This window comes from Achromobacter sp. MUI-25009338 (genome assembly GCF_057359325.1).
The window spans coordinates 2,368,200-2,383,329 of record NZ_CM170627.1 but is presented as its reverse complement, the minus strand read 5'-3'; the positions used below and the strand labels follow the sequence as shown (position 1 = coordinate 2,383,329).

Annotated in this window: 11 protein-coding genes; 3 read left to right on the top strand and 8 right to left on the bottom strand. The window is 69.4% G+C overall.

Annotated elements, in window-relative coordinates:
- On the bottom strand, positions 1 to 2,361 hold the full coding sequence (locus AC1IQ6_RS11400) for a DNA internalization-related competence protein ComEC/Rec2 (protein WP_485866568.1): 2,361 nt from the start codon (positions 2,359 to 2,361) through the stop codon (positions 1 to 3).
- Positions 2,362 to 2,508: 147 nt separating this feature from the next.
- Entirely contained in the window at positions 2,509 to 3,411 is a 903-nt protein-coding gene (locus AC1IQ6_RS11395; protein WP_102772055.1) for a LysR family transcriptional regulator, read from the bottom strand.
- Positions 3,412 to 3,521: 110 nt separating this feature from the next.
- Here AC1IQ6_RS11395 and AC1IQ6_RS11390 point away from each other — a divergent pair, with 110 nt between their 5' ends.
- The 3 genes from AC1IQ6_RS11390 (at position 3,522) to thiM (ending at position 6,962) form a co-directional block, all read left to right on the top strand.
- The gene (locus AC1IQ6_RS11390; protein WP_210405773.1) at positions 3,522 to 4,721 is read left to right on the top strand and encodes an amidohydrolase; all 1,200 of its coding nucleotides are present in this window, start codon (positions 3,522 to 3,524) and stop codon (positions 4,719 to 4,721) included.
- A gap of 24 nt (positions 4,722 to 4,745) precedes the next feature.
- Positions 4,746 to 6,050: an MFS transporter gene (locus AC1IQ6_RS11385; protein WP_485866337.1), complete on the top strand. Its 1,305-nt coding sequence runs from the start codon at positions 4,746 to 4,748 to the stop codon at positions 6,048 to 6,050.
- An 87-nt stretch (positions 6,051 to 6,137) separates the two neighbouring features.
- Positions 6,138 to 6,962, top strand: coding sequence for a hydroxyethylthiazole kinase (thiM, locus tag AC1IQ6_RS11380; RefSeq protein ID WP_485866336.1), 825 nt, complete (start codon positions 6,138 to 6,140; stop codon positions 6,960 to 6,962).
- A gap of 41 nt (positions 6,963 to 7,003) precedes the next feature.
- Here thiM and AC1IQ6_RS11375 read toward each other — a convergent pair whose 3' ends face one another.
- The 6 genes from AC1IQ6_RS11375 to AC1IQ6_RS11350 form a co-directional block, all read right to left on the bottom strand.
- Positions 7,004 to 9,106: a TonB-dependent receptor gene (locus AC1IQ6_RS11375; RefSeq protein ID WP_485866335.1), complete on the bottom strand. Its 2,103-nt coding sequence runs from the start codon at positions 9,104 to 9,106 to the stop codon at positions 7,004 to 7,006.
- A gap of 123 nt (positions 9,107 to 9,229) precedes the next feature.
- Complete coding sequence (locus tag AC1IQ6_RS11370; RefSeq protein WP_485866334.1) at positions 9,230 to 10,000, bottom strand: iron ABC transporter ATP-binding protein; 771 nt, start codon at positions 9,998 to 10,000, stop codon at positions 9,230 to 9,232.
- Positions 9,997 to 10,977, bottom strand: a complete 981-nt coding sequence (locus tag AC1IQ6_RS11365) for an iron chelate uptake ABC transporter family permease subunit (protein ID WP_485866333.1) — start codon at positions 10,975 to 10,977, stop codon at positions 9,997 to 9,999. Before AC1IQ6_RS11365 ends, AC1IQ6_RS11370 begins: the two co-directional genes overlap by 4 nt.
- Positions 10,970 to 11,941, bottom strand: coding sequence for an ABC transporter permease (locus AC1IQ6_RS11360; protein ID WP_485866567.1), 972 nt, complete (start codon positions 11,939 to 11,941; stop codon positions 10,970 to 10,972). Before AC1IQ6_RS11360 ends, AC1IQ6_RS11365 begins: the two co-directional genes overlap by 8 nt.
- 48 nt (positions 11,942 to 11,989) lie before the next feature.
- Positions 11,990 to 12,940, bottom strand: a complete 951-nt coding sequence (locus AC1IQ6_RS11355) for a siderophore ABC transporter substrate-binding protein (RefSeq protein ID WP_485866332.1) — start codon at positions 12,938 to 12,940, stop codon at positions 11,990 to 11,992.
- 41 nt (positions 12,941 to 12,981) lie between these two features.
- Positions 12,982 to 14,997, bottom strand: coding sequence for a ligand-gated channel protein (locus AC1IQ6_RS11350; RefSeq protein WP_485866331.1), 2,016 nt, complete (start codon positions 14,995 to 14,997; stop codon positions 12,982 to 12,984).
- Positions 14,998 to 15,130: the final 133 nt, after the last annotated feature.

Genomic DNA, 15,130 nt, shown 5'->3' with positions numbered 1-15,130 from the left:
CTAGCGCCCATGCCAGTAGCGCCGCCCGCGCTGGCGCTGCGTCCACACCTCCAGCCCGTCCGGCGTTGAACTCGCTATCACCGCCCCGTCGCGGTCGCTGCGCCAGAACGCCGCGCCGGCGCGCATCCAGCGCCGCTCCACCGCGCGCGCCGGATGTCCGAAGCGGTTCAGGTGGCCGGCCTGCGCGATCGCGTGGCCCGCGCCGCTGGCCTGCACCAGTTCGCGTCCCGAGGACGAGGCCGAGCCATGATGCGGGGCCAGCACCACGTCCGCGCGCCCGAGACCGTTGGCGGCCAGCGCGCGTTCCTGCGCCGTGCCCACGTCGCCGGTCAGCAACAGCGTATGGCTGGCCCCTTCGATGCGCAGCACGCAGCTTTCGGCATTGGGGTTTTGCGCCGCGCCGGCGCCCGCGCGCGGCGGATGCAGGAACGTAAAACGCACGCCGTCGGCCTCCCAGCCCAGCCCGCTGCGGCAACGCTGCGCCTGGCGCGGCGGAGCCGGCGCGCCGGCCCGCGGCCACAGCCGGGCGTCGCGCCGCAGAAACGCTTCCAGGTCGAAGGACGCGTAGCTGCGCGCCGCCGGCACGGCCGCCAGCACCGCGCGCAAGCCGCCCACGTGGTCCATGTGGGCATGCGACAGCACCAGCACGTCCAGCCGGCGGATCGCGCGCGCCTGCAGGAACGGCGCGACCACGCGCTCGCCGGCGTCGCTGCCGCCGTAGTGGCGCGGCCCGGCGTCGAACAGCAGCGTCTGGCTGGCCGTCTCCACCACGACGGCGCCGCCCTGTCCCACGTCCAGCGCGCTCATGCGCCAGTGGCCGGGCTCGGGCCTGTCGGGACGCCAGCACAGCAGCGGCAGCATGCACAGCCATCCCAGCCGCCGCCCCGGCCAGCCGGGCGCCTGCAGCGCCCAGGCCATGCCCGCCACCGCCAGCGCCAGCCACGGCCACGGGGCCGCCCCCACCGCCACGCTGGACCACTCGGCCGCGGCCACCCAGCCGACCGGCGCCATGGTCGCGTCGAACGCCGCCAGCCCCGCGCGTCCGGCCAGCGCGGCCAGGGCCTGGGCGCCCGGCAGTGCCGACAGCGCCGCGCACAGCAAGGCTAGCGGCGTCACCACGAAGGTCACCACCGGGATCGCCACCGCATTGGCCAGCGGCGATCCCACGGACACCTGATGCACCAGATAGGCCAGCAGCGGCGTGAGCCCCACGGTGATCGTCAACTGCAGGCGCGCCGCCTGCGCCAGCCGCGCCGTCCATCGCGCCCGCCAGCCCGCCTGCGCATCGCGCGGCGCCTGGGCGACCCGCAGCAGCACGGCCACCGCCCCGAACGACAGCCAGAAGCCCGGCGCCATCGGCGCCCACGGGTCCAGCGCGGCCACCACCGCGGCCGCGCCGGCCAGCACCCGGTCGGCCGACAGCGGCAGCCGCGACACCGAAGCCGCCAGGGCCACGGACAGCATGAAAAAAGTGCGCCGCGCCGGCACGCCCCAGCCCGCCAGCAGGCAATACAGCAGCGCGACCGCCGCGGCGGCCGCGCCGCCGGCCACGCGCGCCGGCGCGTACTCCGCCAGCCCCACGCCGCGCCATCGTCCCTGCCGCCACAGCGCCGCCGCCAGCAGGCCCGCCAGCCCCGCGATCGAGGTGACGTGCATACCGCTGATGGACACCAGATGGGTAATGCCGCTGCGGCTGAACACCTGCCAGTCCTCGCGCGCCACGCCGGCCTGGTCGCCGATCGCCAGCGCGATCAGCACCGGCGCATAGCGGTGCGCTCCCAACGCGGCGCGCAGCCCCTGCCGCACGTGATGGCGCGCCCGCTCCAGCGCCACGCCGGCCGTCGCCCAGGGCCGGTCCGCCAGCAGCCGCGGCCGCCCGCGCACCTTGCCCAGCGCCCGCACGCCGCGCGCGAACAAGCGCCCCTCGGCATCCGGTCCCGCCGGATTCAGCGCCCCATGCGGACGCCGCAGCACCAGCGCCATGCGCCACACCTGCCCCGGCGCCAGCGCCGGCAGCCCGCCCGCCGGCGCCGGCCAGCTCACCAGGATGCGCGACGGAATCCCCGCCGCCGCCGGCTCGGCCAGCTCCGCGAGGAAGCGCAGTTCCTTGTCATCGCCGTCGGGCAACCCGGCCACTCGCAGCACCACGCGCGATACCGCGTTTTGGTGCACCTGCGCCAGTTCATCGTCGAGCCGCCGTTGCGCCTGCACGCCGGCATTGAGCAGCCCCACGCACAGCCCCAGGGCCGCGGCCGCGCAGTTGCGTGGGCCCGCAAGGCGCAAGCGCAGCCCGGCAAGCAGCGCCAACGCGGCGCCGGCGGCCAGCAGCCAGGCCGCGCCGGCCCCGGGCAGGCGCGGCAGAACCTGCACCAGTCCCGAGCCGGCGACCAATGCGATGCAGAAAATGCGGCCCGTGATATGCGCCTCCCGAAACGGGACAGCGTAGGCGGCCGCGATGGCCCTGCGGCGTCGCGCGTGGCGGTTTCGGCCGCCCCGGCCCGCCGCAACTCAGCCCTTCACCGGATTGCCGGCATACGCGCCGACCACGTCGATGAACCGCCTGAGCAGCGCCGACTTGTTGTCCGCGCGCCAGACCAGTTCCCAGTGCTGCACCACGTCCAGGTCCGGCAGTTCCATGAAGGCGACCGAATCCGGCGCGGCGCGCGTGGCGGAGTCGGGCAGCACGGTGCAGCCCATGCCGGCGGCGACCAGGGTGAGCATGGAGGCCACGTCCACGCCCTGCACCGCGGCCCGCGGCACGAAACCGGCCTTGAAGAAGCAGTGGATCAGCTTGTCGTGCCAGACCGGCGCGGCGTTGCGCGGCAACCAGATGAAGTCCACCGCGTTGAGGTCGCGCAGCGAGGCGGGCGGGCCGCCTTCCCATCGCCAGTCGGCGGGATAGGCCAGCAGCATTTTCTCTGAATAGATGGGGATGCCCTCGAACGCGGGGTCGTCCGGCGGGCGGAACAGGGTGAAGCCGGCGTCCAGCCTGCCGGTGGGCAGCCACTCGAGCTGGGTGTCGGACAGCAGGTGGCTCAGCGTCAACGAGACGCCCGGCGCCTCGTGGCGGAAGATGCGCAGCACTTCGGTCAGCAGCGGACGCAGGGTCAGCATGACCGGCAAGGCGATGGACAGGTGGCCGATTTCGCCGCGTCCCACGCGCTGGGCGCGTTCGACGGTGGCCGCGGCGTCGCCCAGCAGCCGGTTGGCGTCCACCAATAGCTGCTTGCCGACTTCGGTCAGGCGCACGCCGCGGGCGCTGCGCTCGAATACGGTCGCGCCCAGTTCTTCCTCCAGCGCCTGGATCTGCCGGGTCAGCGCGGGCTGGGCGATGTAGACGGCCTGGGCCGCCAGGCTGATGCTGCCGTGCTGTGCAACCGCAACGAAGTAGCGCAACTGCCGCAGATCCATGGTTATACCTTTACGGCATGGGGAACATAGGTAACAAGCATTTTACGGCATGGCCTGCGCTTCCTACCATCCAGCGGTGTCCATGCTTTCCATCAAGAGTATCCATGCCCATGCCACAGAAAATCCCGCAGTTGCTGCCCTCGGAGATCGACGCCTACCGGAAAATCCGGCGCGACCTCCATGCCCATCCCGAACTGGGTTTCGAAGAACACCGGACGGCCGAAGTGGTCTGTGCGGAGCTGCGCCGGCTGTCCATCGAACACCGCACGGGAGTCGGCGGCACCGGCGTGGTCGGCATGATCCAGGGACGCGGAACGGCCAGCGGGCGCGCGATCGGACTGCGCGCCGACATGGACGCGCTGCCCATGGATGAATGCACGCGGCTGGACTACGCCTCGCGTCACGCAGGCAGAATGCACGCCTGCGGCCATGACGGGCACGTCGCCATGCTGTTGGCCGCCGCCGCTTATTTGCAGCGCACGCGGGCCTTCGACGGCGTGGTCTATCTGATTTTTCAACCTGCGGAGGAGGGATTGAATGGGGGATTGGAGATGGTCAGGGATGGCCTGTTCGAGCGGTTTCCGATGCAGGAGGTCTATGCCCTGCACAACTGGCCCGCGCTTGCGCTGGGATCGGTGTCGGTTCCGGTCGGGCCGGCCATGGCCGCGTCCGACCGCATCACCATCCGGATCAAGGGCAAGGGCGGCCACGGCGGCCTGGCGCCGCAGCGCGCGCTGGACCCCATCCTGATGGCGGGCCACGTCATCGTGGCGGCGCACTCCATCGTCAGCCGCAACCTGGACCCGCTGGAGGCCGGCGTGCTCAGCCTGTGCGGCATCGCCGGCGGCAGCCTGGCGGGCTTCAACGTGATCCCGGACGAGGTGGTGCTGACCGGCACCGCGCGCTCGCTTCAGCCCGAAGTGCGCAGCATCATCGAGACGCGGTTGCGGGCCACGGTGGAGCACGTGGTGCAGGGCCTGGGCGGCACGGCGACGCTGGAATACGAGCCCAACGTGCCGGCGACCGTCAACACCGAAGCCCAGGCCCTGCTGGCGCGGCGGGCGGCGGCCGACGTCGTGGGCGAGGACAACGTGGTGCGCCGTCCGCTGCCCAGCCTGGGCGGGGAGGATTTTTCCTTCATGCTGCAGCAACGCCCGGGCGCCTACATCCATCTGGGCACGGGAGACCCGGACCATCGCCACGGACTGCACAACTCGAATTTCGATTTCAACGACGCCGCGCTCCCCATCGGGGCCGCGGTCCTATCCCGTATCGCTGAACTGGGACTGCCGCTGCATAACAACGCATAAGCGGCGGCCGGGAGGAGACAGACTATGAAACAGACGAAAAAAGCGGCCCCTCGATGGCTGCAACTGACCGCCGCCATTCTGGGCAATGCGCTGGAATGGTATGACTTCGGCGTGTTCGCCGCGCTGGCCTTCATCATCGCCAAGGTGTTCTTTCCCGCCGCGGGTGAGCACACCGCGCTGCTGCTGACCCTGGCGACTTTCGGGGTGGGCTTCGTGACCCGGCCCATCGGCGGGATCGCCATCGGCATTTATGCCGACCGGCGCGGGCGCAAATCGGCGCTGCAGCTGATCATCGCGCTGATGACGGTGTCGCTGCTCATCATGGTGTTCACGCCCTCTTACGCCACCATCGGCATCGCCGCGCCCATTCTGATCGTGATCGCGCGCCTGATGCAGGGCATCGCCACCGGCGGGGAATTCGCCTCGTCCACGGCCTACCTGGTGGAGGCGGCGCCGCCGGGCAAGAAAGGCGTGTACGGCGCCTGGCAGATGTTCGGCCAGAACCTCGCCAACCTGGCCGGCGCGGCCACCGGATTCCTGCTGACGTCGCTATTCACCGAAGAGCAGCTGATCGCAGGCATGTGGCGCGTGCCGTTCGTGATCGGCCTGCTGATCGCGCCGCTGGGCTGGTGGATACGGCGCTACCTGGACGAGCCGGAGGAATCCGAACTCGCCATGCGCAAGGGCGAGAAAGTCAGCTTGGCCGCGATGTTCAACCGCTACCCGCGCTCGATCGCCGCCACGCTGTGCCTGACCACCTGCGCCACCGCGTCGGTCTACACCTTCATCATCTACCTGCCGACCTTCGTCACGCGCCAGTTCAACTTCGCCCTGCACGACGCCTTCACGGCGCAGTCCATCGGGCTGCTGGCCCTGATCGTCGCGATTCCGCTGGCCGGCGCGCTGTCCGACCGCTACGGGCGCAGGCCGGTGATGCTGGCGTTCCTGCTGCCCTACGCCCTGTTGATGTACCCGCTGTTTTCCTGGGTGCAGTCGGCGCCCACGCTGGCCAACCTGACCGTCGCCTTCACCGCGCTCAGCATTCTGCTCGGCGGATTCCTGGGGCCGTTCGCGACCGCGCTGGGCGAGCAGTTCCCGACCAATGTGCGCTCGGCGGGGCTGGCGGTCTGCTACAACATCGCGGTGATGGTGTTCGGCGGCTTCGGGCAGTTCATCGTCACCTGGCTGATCCAGACCACCGGCGTGACGCTCGCGCCCGTCTTCTACAGCCTGGCCGGCGGCGTGGTCGGCGTGATCGGCTGCATGCTGAGCCAGCCTGCCCGCCACGCGGCGCCGGGTCAGCCGGTGCTGCGCGACAGGCTGGCCTGATAACATACGGCGCATCAACCCGGGGAGTCTGCGTCGACGGGCCGCGCCAGGCCCGCCACGCGCGGCGCCCCGTCCAACCCGATCCAGATGCCAGACCGCTCCCCCACCCTCGCCGCCCAGGCCCGGCTGTCGCACGACCTGCTCCAGGCCGTACGCCGCGATGCGCCGCTGGTGCAGTGCCTGACCAATTTCGTTTCCATGAACTATGCCGCCAACGCGCTGCTGGCCATCGGCGCTTCGCCCGCCATGGTGCACGCCGCCGAAGAGGCGCCGGAATTCGCCCGCCTGAGCGGCGCGGTGGTGATCAATATCGGCACGCTGTCGGCGCCCTGGCTGGACAGCATGCTGCTGACCGCCGGGTCGGCCGGCCGCGCCGGCACGCCCTGGGTGCTGGACCCGGTGGCGCATCACGCCACCGCCTTCCGCCGCGACGCGGTGGCGCGGCTGCTGGACCTGCGCCCCGCCGTCATCCGCGGCAACGCCTCGGAAATCATCGCGCTGGCCGGCGGCCAGAGCGCCGGCAAGGGCGTGGATGCGCGCGACGCCGTCGCGCAAGCGGAGGAATCGGCGCGCGCCCTCGCCGCCGCCCGCCAGACGGTGGTGGCCGTCACCGGCGAAACCGATTACGTCACGGACGGCAGCCGCGCGCTGCGCATTACCGGCGGCTCGCCCTGGATGCCGCGCGTCACGGCCACGGGCTGCGCGCTGACGGCGGTGGTCGGCGCGTTCGCGGCGGTGTCGCGGGACGATCCGTACGCCGCCGCGGTGGCGGCCCTGTCATGCTTTGGCATCGCCGGCGCCAGCGCGCACGACCAGGCGCAAGGCCCCGGATCGTACGCATGGCGCTTCCTGGACGCGCTGGCGGCCCTGGATGCCGACAGCCTGGTCCGGGCTTCGCCGCTACGCGCCTAGGGCCTGTTCACACTAAAAGGAGCCATGCACAGGCCCTAGCTTCACATCCGGTACTGCAGGCTCAGCATCGCGTTGCGCGGCGCGCCCGGCATGTTCAGGTTCGGGCTGGTCCCGTGCGCCGACACGATATAGCCCGCGTCGAACAGGTTGTACACGTTCAGCTGCACCGCATACGGCCCCTTGCGCCACCATGCGGCGACGTCGGCGGTCACATAGCCGGGCAGCCTGACGGTGTTGCTCGGGTTCGCGTAACGCGCGCCCACTAGGTTCAGGCCCGCGCCGGCGCCGAAGCCGTCTCCCAGGTTCTTGGTGACCCAGATGTTGCCGGCATGGCGCGGCGTCAGCGTGGCGCGCTTGCCTTCCACGTTCCTGCCGGCGTCCTTGGCGATCGATTCGGTGACGCGGGCATCCAGGTAGGCATAGCCCATCATCGCGCGCCAGCCGTCGCCCAGGTCGCCCGACAGCGTCCATTCGGCGCCGTCGGTGCGTTGCGTTCCGACCGGCACCAGTGAGTTGGTGACCGGATCGTTGACCTTGATGTCGGTGCGCTCCAGGCGGAAGATGGACACCGTGGTCGACAGCTTGCCGTCCAGGAAGTCGTACTTGGCACCGATTTCGTAGTTGGTGGTTTTCTCGGGCGCCAGGTCGGCGTTGCTCGCGGCCAGCGAGAACGCTTCGCCGGAAGGCTGGTACGACTGGCTCCACGAAACGTAATACGACTGCACGGCGTCGGGCTGGTACACAACACCCAGGCGCGGACTCCAGTTGGAATCGGTGCGCGACAGCCTGGCGCCGCTGCGGCGGTCCTCGGTCTTCTGCTCGAAGCGGTCATGGCGCACGCCGCCCAGCATCTTCCAATGCTCGCCCAGCGACACCATGTCCTGGACGTACAGGCCCAGGGTATTGAAACGACCCAGGTTGTCGGCGCTGGGCCGTCCCCCCACCTGCATGGGCAGCGTGGGCAGCACCGGGTCGAACAGGTCGACCGTGGCCACGTTGTTGGCCGAATAGTTCACCAGGTCCTTGTTCTGCTGCCCGACCTCCACGCCGTACAGGATCTCGTGCGAGACCGAACCCCATTGCGCGCGCTGCGTCAGCTCGGTCTGGTTGGTCCAGCCGTGCTCCTCGCGCCGCACGTTGGAGCGGTTCAGCGTCACGGTTTGCGCGGCCTCGTTCACCACGCCCGGCAGCGTGTTGTTGCGGTCCAGCGTGTAGTGGTAGTAGCGGGTGGCGTTGCGCAGCGACCAGGTGCCGTTGAAGCGGTGGTTCAGCGTGCCGGCGTAGGACTGCACGCGCGCCTGCGTGTAGTCCACGTCGCGCGCGTTCTCGGCGCCGTAGTAGGTGGACGGGTCCACGTCCACCGGCCGGCCGTGATAGGCGGGAATGCCGAAGTCCGTGACGCGGCGGTCTTCCAGGAATTCGGTCTGGATCAGGAAGGTCGTGTCCTCGCCCAGGCGCAGCATGGCCGACGGCGCGATGGCCTTGCGGTCCAGGAACTGCTTGTCGCGGTAGCTGTCGCCCTTCTCGACCGCGCCGGTCAGCCGCCACGCCATGCTGCCGCTCTCGGTCGCGCGGCCCAGGTCCAGCTCCAGGCGGCGGTCGTTCCATGAACCGTAGCTCAGGCCCAGCTGGGTGATGTCCTCGCCGGGCTTCTTGGTGATGCGGTTGATCAGGCCGCCGGAGGACCCCCGGCCGTACAGCACCGCGGCCGGGCCCTTGATGACGTCGACGCGCTCGACGTTGGAAAGATCGCGGTAGTACAGCGCGTCGTCCCGGAAGCCGTCGACGTACTGGTCGGCGATGGCGGTGAAGCCGCGGATCGACACCTGGTCGCGCTGCCCGTCGCCCGACGAAAAGCTGACCCCCGGCACGTTCTTCAGCGCGTCCTGCAAGGAATTGGCGTGCTGGTCGCGCATGACCTGCGCGGGCACCACGTTGACGGTCTGCGGGATGTCGCGCAGGGGCGCGTCGATCTTGGTGGCGCTGGACGAGTCCGGCGGGTTATAGCTCTGCGACGTATCGTCTATGCCGTAGACGCTGACGGCGGGCAAGGTGGCGGCAGAGGTTTCGCTCTGGGTCTGGGCCAGGCCGGACAGCGGCGCAATGGCGAGCAATGCTGCGGAAATCGAGCGAGTGGGATGCATGACCGTGCTGCGTTATCGGGTTGGGGATAAAACGGTCCGGCATTATTCTGCAAATGCGAATCTGTCGCAATATTTTTATCATTTGCTCATAGATCCGTGGTTCCGCATACAAGTTGCGGCCTATTACCCCTGCGGCTGGCGGTAGTAGACGCAGATGCGCCTGCCGCCGATTTCATGCACCTCGATGGGCAATTCGTACAGTTCGCTCAGCACCTCGGCCCGCACCAGCTCGGACGGCGCGCCCTGGCAGGCGATGCGGCCCGCCCGCATGGCGACGATGCGGTCGGCGTAGGTGGAGGCGAAGTTGATGTCGTGCAGCACCAGCACCACGGTCTTGCCCAGTTCGTCGGCCGCCCGGCGCAAGGTGCCCATCATGGCGACGGCATGCTTCATATCCAGGCTGTTGAGCGGCTCGTCCAGCAGGACGTAGCGCGTGTCCTGGCACAGCACCATGGCGACGAAGGCGCGCTGGCGCTGGCCGCCGGACATTTCGTCCAGGTAGCGCCCGGCCAGCGGCTCCAGGTTCAGGTAGGCGATGGCCCGGTCGATGTGTTCCTTGTCGGCCAGCGTCAGGCGCCCGCCGCTGTGCGGATAGCGGCCGAACGCCACCAGGTCCCTCACCGTCAGCCGCAGCGGCAGATGGTTGTCCTGGCGCAGGATGGACAGGCGGCGGGCCAGTTCACGGCTGTCGGCGCGGGTCACGTCCAGGCCATCGACCCGTACCGAGCCCGCGGACATCGGCAGCAGCCGGCTGACCATGGAAAGCAGCGTCGACTTGCCGGCCCCGTTGGGGCCGATGATGGCGGTCACGCCGCCGGCCGGCAGCGACAGGGACACGCCGTCGACCACCACGCTGTCGCCGTATTGCTTGCTGACTTGCTGGATCTCTATCATCGGCGCCCCCTGCGCAGGATCAGGACGAGGAACATCACGCCGCCCACGAATTCAATGACCACGCTGACCGTGGTGTTCAACTGCAGCACGCGCTCGAGCAGCGTCTGGCCGCCCACCAGGAAAATCACGCTCAGCAGCGTCGCGGCGGGAATGGTATGGCGGTGCCGGTCCGAGCCCATGGCCTGGTAGGCCAGGTTGCTGACCAGCAGCCCGAAGAAGGTCACCGGGCCGACCAGCGCGGTGGACACCGACACCAGCACGGCGATGGCCGCCAGCGTCTGCAGCAGCGTGCGGCGGTAGTCCACGCCCAGGTTGACGGCGATCTCGCGGCCCAGCGCCAGCACGTCGTAGCGGTGCCGCATGCGCCACACCAGCAGCGAGGCCGCGCACACGGCGGCCAGCGCGATCGGCAGCAGGCCCACGCGCACGCTGTTGAAGCTGGCGAACATGCGGTCCTGCAGCACCAGGAATTCGTTGGGGTCGATCAGCCGCACCACGAAACTGGACAGGCTGCGAAACAGCAGCCCGAAGATGATGCCCACCAGCATCATCAGGTGCAGGCTGCGCACGCCGTCGGCGAACAGCCAGCGAAACAGCAGGCAGGCGAACGCCGTCATCACGCCCACCTCCAGCAGGAAGGCGGCCACGGGATGCTCGACGTTCGCCGCCGCCTGGCCGAAGCCGAACACCACCACCGCCTGGATCAGCAGATACAGGGCGTCGAAGCCCATGATGGCCGGCGTCAGGATGCGGTTGTGCGTGATGGTCTGGAACAGCACGGACGAGAGCGCCACGGCATAGGCCACCAGCAGCATGGCCGCCAGCTTGGCCCCGCGAAACGGAATCACGAACGACCACTGCCCGTTGGCGCCCAGGGTCATGAAGGCGGCCACGCAGGCCAGCGCGGCGATGCCGAGCAGGCCCAGCCGCCAGGTTTGCGCGCGCATCGCCGGCGCCCGGATGACGGTCTCAGCCAAGGCGGTTCCTCCGCACGCGCAGCAGGCCGAGGAACAGGATGCTGCCCAGCACCCCGACCACCGTGCCGATGGGAATCTCGTACGGGTGGATCACCAGCCGGCCGATGATGTCGCAGGCCAGCACGAAGATGCCGCCCAGCGCGGCCACCCACGGAATGGAGCGGCGCATGTTGTCGCCCAGCAGCAGGCTGACGGCGTTGGGCACGATCAGGCCCAGAAAGGGAATGGCGCCGGCCGTCACCACCACCACGGCGGAAATCGCCGACACGATGAGCAGGCCCGCCAGCGTCAGGCGCGCGTGGTTCAGGCCCAGGTTCGAGGCGAACTCGCGGCCCATGCCGGCCACCGTGTAGCGGTCGGCCGCCGCATAGGCGGCGCCGGCCAGCGCGAAGCCTATCCACAGCAGCTCGTAGCGCCCGCGCAGCACGCCGGAGAAATCGCCGGTGGTCCAGGCATGCAGCGATTGCAGCAGGTCGTAGCGGTAGGCGACGAAGGTGGTCGCCGCCTGGATCACGCCGCCCAGGATCAGCCCGATCAGCGGCACAATGAACGGCGTGCGCAGCGGCACGCGGCGCAGCAGCGCCAGGAACAGCAGGGTTCCGGCCAGGGCGAAGCCCGTGGCCGTGAGCATCTTGCCGATCACCGGCGTGTCCGGCGCCAGCAGCGTGATGACCAGTATCCCCAGCGTGGCGGATTCGACGGTGCCGGCGGTCGAAGGTTCGACATAGCGGTTGCGCACCAGCATCTGCATGATCAGGCCGGCCACCGCCAGCGACATGCCGGCCAGCAGCAGCGCCAGCGTGCGCGGCACCCGGCTGACCAGCAACAGGCGCCAGGCGCGCTGGGCGTCGTCATCGCTCCATAACGCGCTCCAGGACCACTGGCCCGCGCCCAGGCTGATGCTGGCCGCGCACAGCAGCAACAGCAACGCCATCACCGCCGCCAGACCGCCCCAACCGCGCATCGACCGCCGCCAACCCACCTGCCCGACTCCTGCTCCCGACATGCGGCGCTACTTGGCCGCCGCCAGCGCGCCCGCGATTTCGTCGACGCTCTGCTGCATGGCCGTCAGGCCGGCGCTGCCCATCAGATACCAGTTGTAGCCGTTCAGGTACACCACGCGCTTGTGCTTCCAGGCCTTGGTCTGGCGCACCAGTTCATTGTCCAGCATGCGCTGGGCCGACACGCCTTCGCGGCCGATGGCGGCGTCGCGGTCGATCACGAACAGCCAGTCGGGATCGGTCTGCGCGATGAACTCGAAGGAAATGGCCTGGCCGTGGTTGGACACGCTCAGGCCGGTGGTGGCCGGCTTGATGCCGAAGGCGTCGTGGATCACGCCGAAGCGCGAGCCGGGGCCGTAGGCGCTCATCTTGCCGCCCGTGGTCAGCACGATCAGCGCCGTGCCCGCGCCGCCGGCCCGCTCGCGCAGGGCCGAGATCGACGCGTTCAAGGCGTCGAGCTTGCCGCGCGCGACGTCCTCCTTGCCGTAGATGGCCGCCAGCGTGTGCGTGTTGCGCGTGACGCTGCCGACCAGGTCCTTGGCGTCGACGGTCAGGTCAACGGTGGGCGCCAGCCTGGCCAGTTCGTCGTACTTGGGCGCGGAGCGGCCCGCCACGAAGATCACCTGCGGCGCGGCCGCGTGGATCACCTCGTAGTTGGGCTCGAACATCGTGCCTACCTTGAGGTAGCGTTTGTCGGCGTACTGCGCGAGCTGCGGCGGCAGCTTGGCCACGCTGGGCAGGCCCGCGACTTCCACGCCCAGCGCGTTCAGGGTGTCCAGCACCGCCAGGTCCATCACCACCGTCTTGGACGGATTGGCCGGCACCGCGGTCTCGCCGCGCGCGTGCTTGACCGGCGCCGTGGCCTGCGCCGCGCACACGGCGGCCGTGGCGCCCAGCGCCAGCGCGGTTGCGGCGCGGGCCAGCCAGTGGCGGGCGCGGCCCGTTCGTATCTGCTTTTTCATGCGTACCTCTTCATGTGGCGGGCGCCACGCGCCCTGCTGTCTCAGAACTTCACGCCCATGCCCAGCCAGTAGCGGCGGCCGTCCTCGACATAGCCGTAGTCGTCGTAGGCGACCTGCTTGTCGAACAGGTTGTAGATGCCGGCGTACACCGACACGGTCTTGTTGAGCTGGTAGGAACCGCCCAGGTCCACGAAGGTGTAGGACGGCGCCACCAGCGACGACGAGGACGGGCCGGTGATGGGCTGGCTTTCCTTGCCGCGGTAGTTCAGCCGCGCCCAGGCCTGCAGCGCGTCCGACGGCTGCCAGTTCACCGTGGTGGTGAACAGGTGCTTGGGCAGCTGGTTCAGCGGCTGGCCCTGGTACTGGCCCGACTTCTGCTCCGACTTGGTGTAGGTGTAGCTGCTGGTCATCGACCAGGCCTGCGACAGCGCGAACTGCATGCTGGCTTCCACGCCGCGCGAGTTGGCCTTGTCCACGTTCATGTAGGTGGTGGGGTCCGAGCCGAACTGGTTGGGACCGTCGGTGCACTGGGTGGCCGGGCACGCGACGCGGGTGATCTTGTCCTTGAAGTCGTTGTTGAACAGCGTCAGGCCGGCGTTGAAGCCTTCGCCGTCGTCATACAGGATGCCGATTTCCTCGGTCACCGACTTCTCCGGCGTCAGGTCCGGATTGCCGTACATATTGCCGCCGCGGCTGACCTGGCCCCAGCCGGCCACCGTCTGGCGCAGGTCGGGCGCGCGGAAACCCGTGGACACGCCGCCCTTGAGGGTCCAGCGCTCGGCCATGTGCCAGACGCCGTACAGACGCGGGCTGAAGTGCGTGCCGAAGTTCTCGTCCTCGTCCATGCGCAGGCCGGTGGTCAGGGCGAAGCGCTCGGTCAGGCGCCATTCGTCCTCGGCGAACAGGGCCCACTGGTAGCGCTCGACCTTGCTCGGACCGCCGGCCAGCTGGTTGCCAGTCTGGTCGTTCAGGCGCTGGTTCAGGTAGCTGCCGCCCAGGGTCAGCATGTGCGAGCCCAGCGGCAGCGTCCAGCTGGTCTGCAGGTCCAGGTTCTTGATCTTCATCTGGCGCGAGCGGTTGTCGAACTCTTCCTGCTGCACATAGCTGTCGGACACGCCCCAGCCCCAGCGCCCGGTGTGCGACAGCGCCCACTTGTTGCTGCGGTAATCGGTCTCGGACGACGCCGGGCAGCCATTGCGCGAGCACGCCTCGCCCGGCGCCAGCGGCGCGACGGTCTTGCCCAGCGTTTCCTGCAGCTTCTGCCGCATGGTGGTCGCTTCCAGCACGATGTCGTGGTCGCGGTTGGGCGTGAGCGCCAGCTTGGCGGTCACGCTCTCGGCGTTGCGCTTGCGAAAGCCGTCGACGATGTCGTCCTCGTCGCGCTGCGTGGCCTGGCCGTAGATCTGCAGGCCCAGCAGGTCGGTCTTGATCGGGCCGGCCAGGTAGAAGTTGCCCTGGTAGATGTCGCCCGACTTGCTGCTTTCCTGGATCGTGGTGTCCAGGCGGATCTCGCCGCCCCAGGCTTCGGGCACTTTGCGGGTGATGATGTTGATCACCCCGCCCATGGCGTCCGAGCCGTACAGCGAGGACATGGGGCCGCGCACGACCTCGATGCGCTCGATGGCCGACAGTGGCGGCGTCCAGCCGCCCTCCACGCCCGTCGAATCCGAGTTGGTGCGGGTCTCGCGGGAGTTCTGGCGCTTGCCGTCGATCAGGATCAGCGTGTACTTCGGGCCCATGCCGCGCAGGCTGATGTCCTGGCGGTCGCCGCCGCCGGTGACGATGACGCCGGGCACTTCGACCAGCGCGTCGTTCAGGTCGCGGTAGAACTTCTTGTCCAGGTCCTCGCGGGTGATGACGCTGATCGAAGCCGGCGCGTCCTGGATCTGCTGCTCGTAGCCGGAGGCGGTGACCACCACCGTGTCCAGCGTCTTGGCGGTTTCATCGCTCTGCGCCCATGCCGGCGCGGCCCCGAAACCCGCCGCGCACAGGGCCGCCGCCAGCCGTGTGCGCGAGCCCGTTGCGCGCCTGGCGCCGGCCAGTTCTTTGCTGCTCATGATCTTCGATTTCTCCCGTCCCGGGCGCCGCGCCACCCCGCGTGCCGCGTCCCGCCCACTTCCAATTTATGAATGAAAACTATTCTCATATTAGAATTGGAGCTGGCGGACAGCGGCAACACGCTTTCCGCAA

Coding starts and splice junctions, on each gene's coding strand:
- AC1IQ6_RS11375 (WP_485866335.1), bottom strand. CDS start 9,106: ATGCATCCCACTCGCTCGATTTCCGCAGCATTGCTCGCCATTGCGCCG.
- AC1IQ6_RS11370 (WP_485866334.1), bottom strand. CDS start 10,000: ATGATAGAGATCCAGCAAGTCAGCAAGCAATACGGCGACAGCGTGGTG.
- AC1IQ6_RS11350 (WP_485866331.1), bottom strand. CDS start 14,997: ATGAGCAGCAAAGAACTGGCCGGCGCCAGGCGCGCAACGGGCTCGCGC.
- AC1IQ6_RS11395 (WP_102772055.1), bottom strand. CDS start 3,411: ATGGATCTGCGGCAGTTGCGCTACTTCGTTGCGGTTGCACAGCACGGC.
- AC1IQ6_RS11360 (WP_485866567.1), bottom strand. CDS start 11,941: ATGCGCGGTTGGGGCGGTCTGGCGGCGGTGATGGCGTTGCTGTTGCTG.
- thiM (WP_485866336.1), top strand. CDS start 6,138: ATGCCAGACCGCTCCCCCACCCTCGCCGCCCAGGCCCGGCTGTCGCAC.
- AC1IQ6_RS11385 (WP_485866337.1), top strand. CDS start 4,746: ATGAAACAGACGAAAAAAGCGGCCCCTCGATGGCTGCAACTGACCGCC.
- AC1IQ6_RS11390 (WP_210405773.1), top strand. CDS start 3,522: ATGCCACAGAAAATCCCGCAGTTGCTGCCCTCGGAGATCGACGCCTAC.
- AC1IQ6_RS11355 (WP_485866332.1), bottom strand. CDS start 12,940: ATGAAAAAGCAGATACGAACGGGCCGCGCCCGCCACTGGCTGGCCCGC.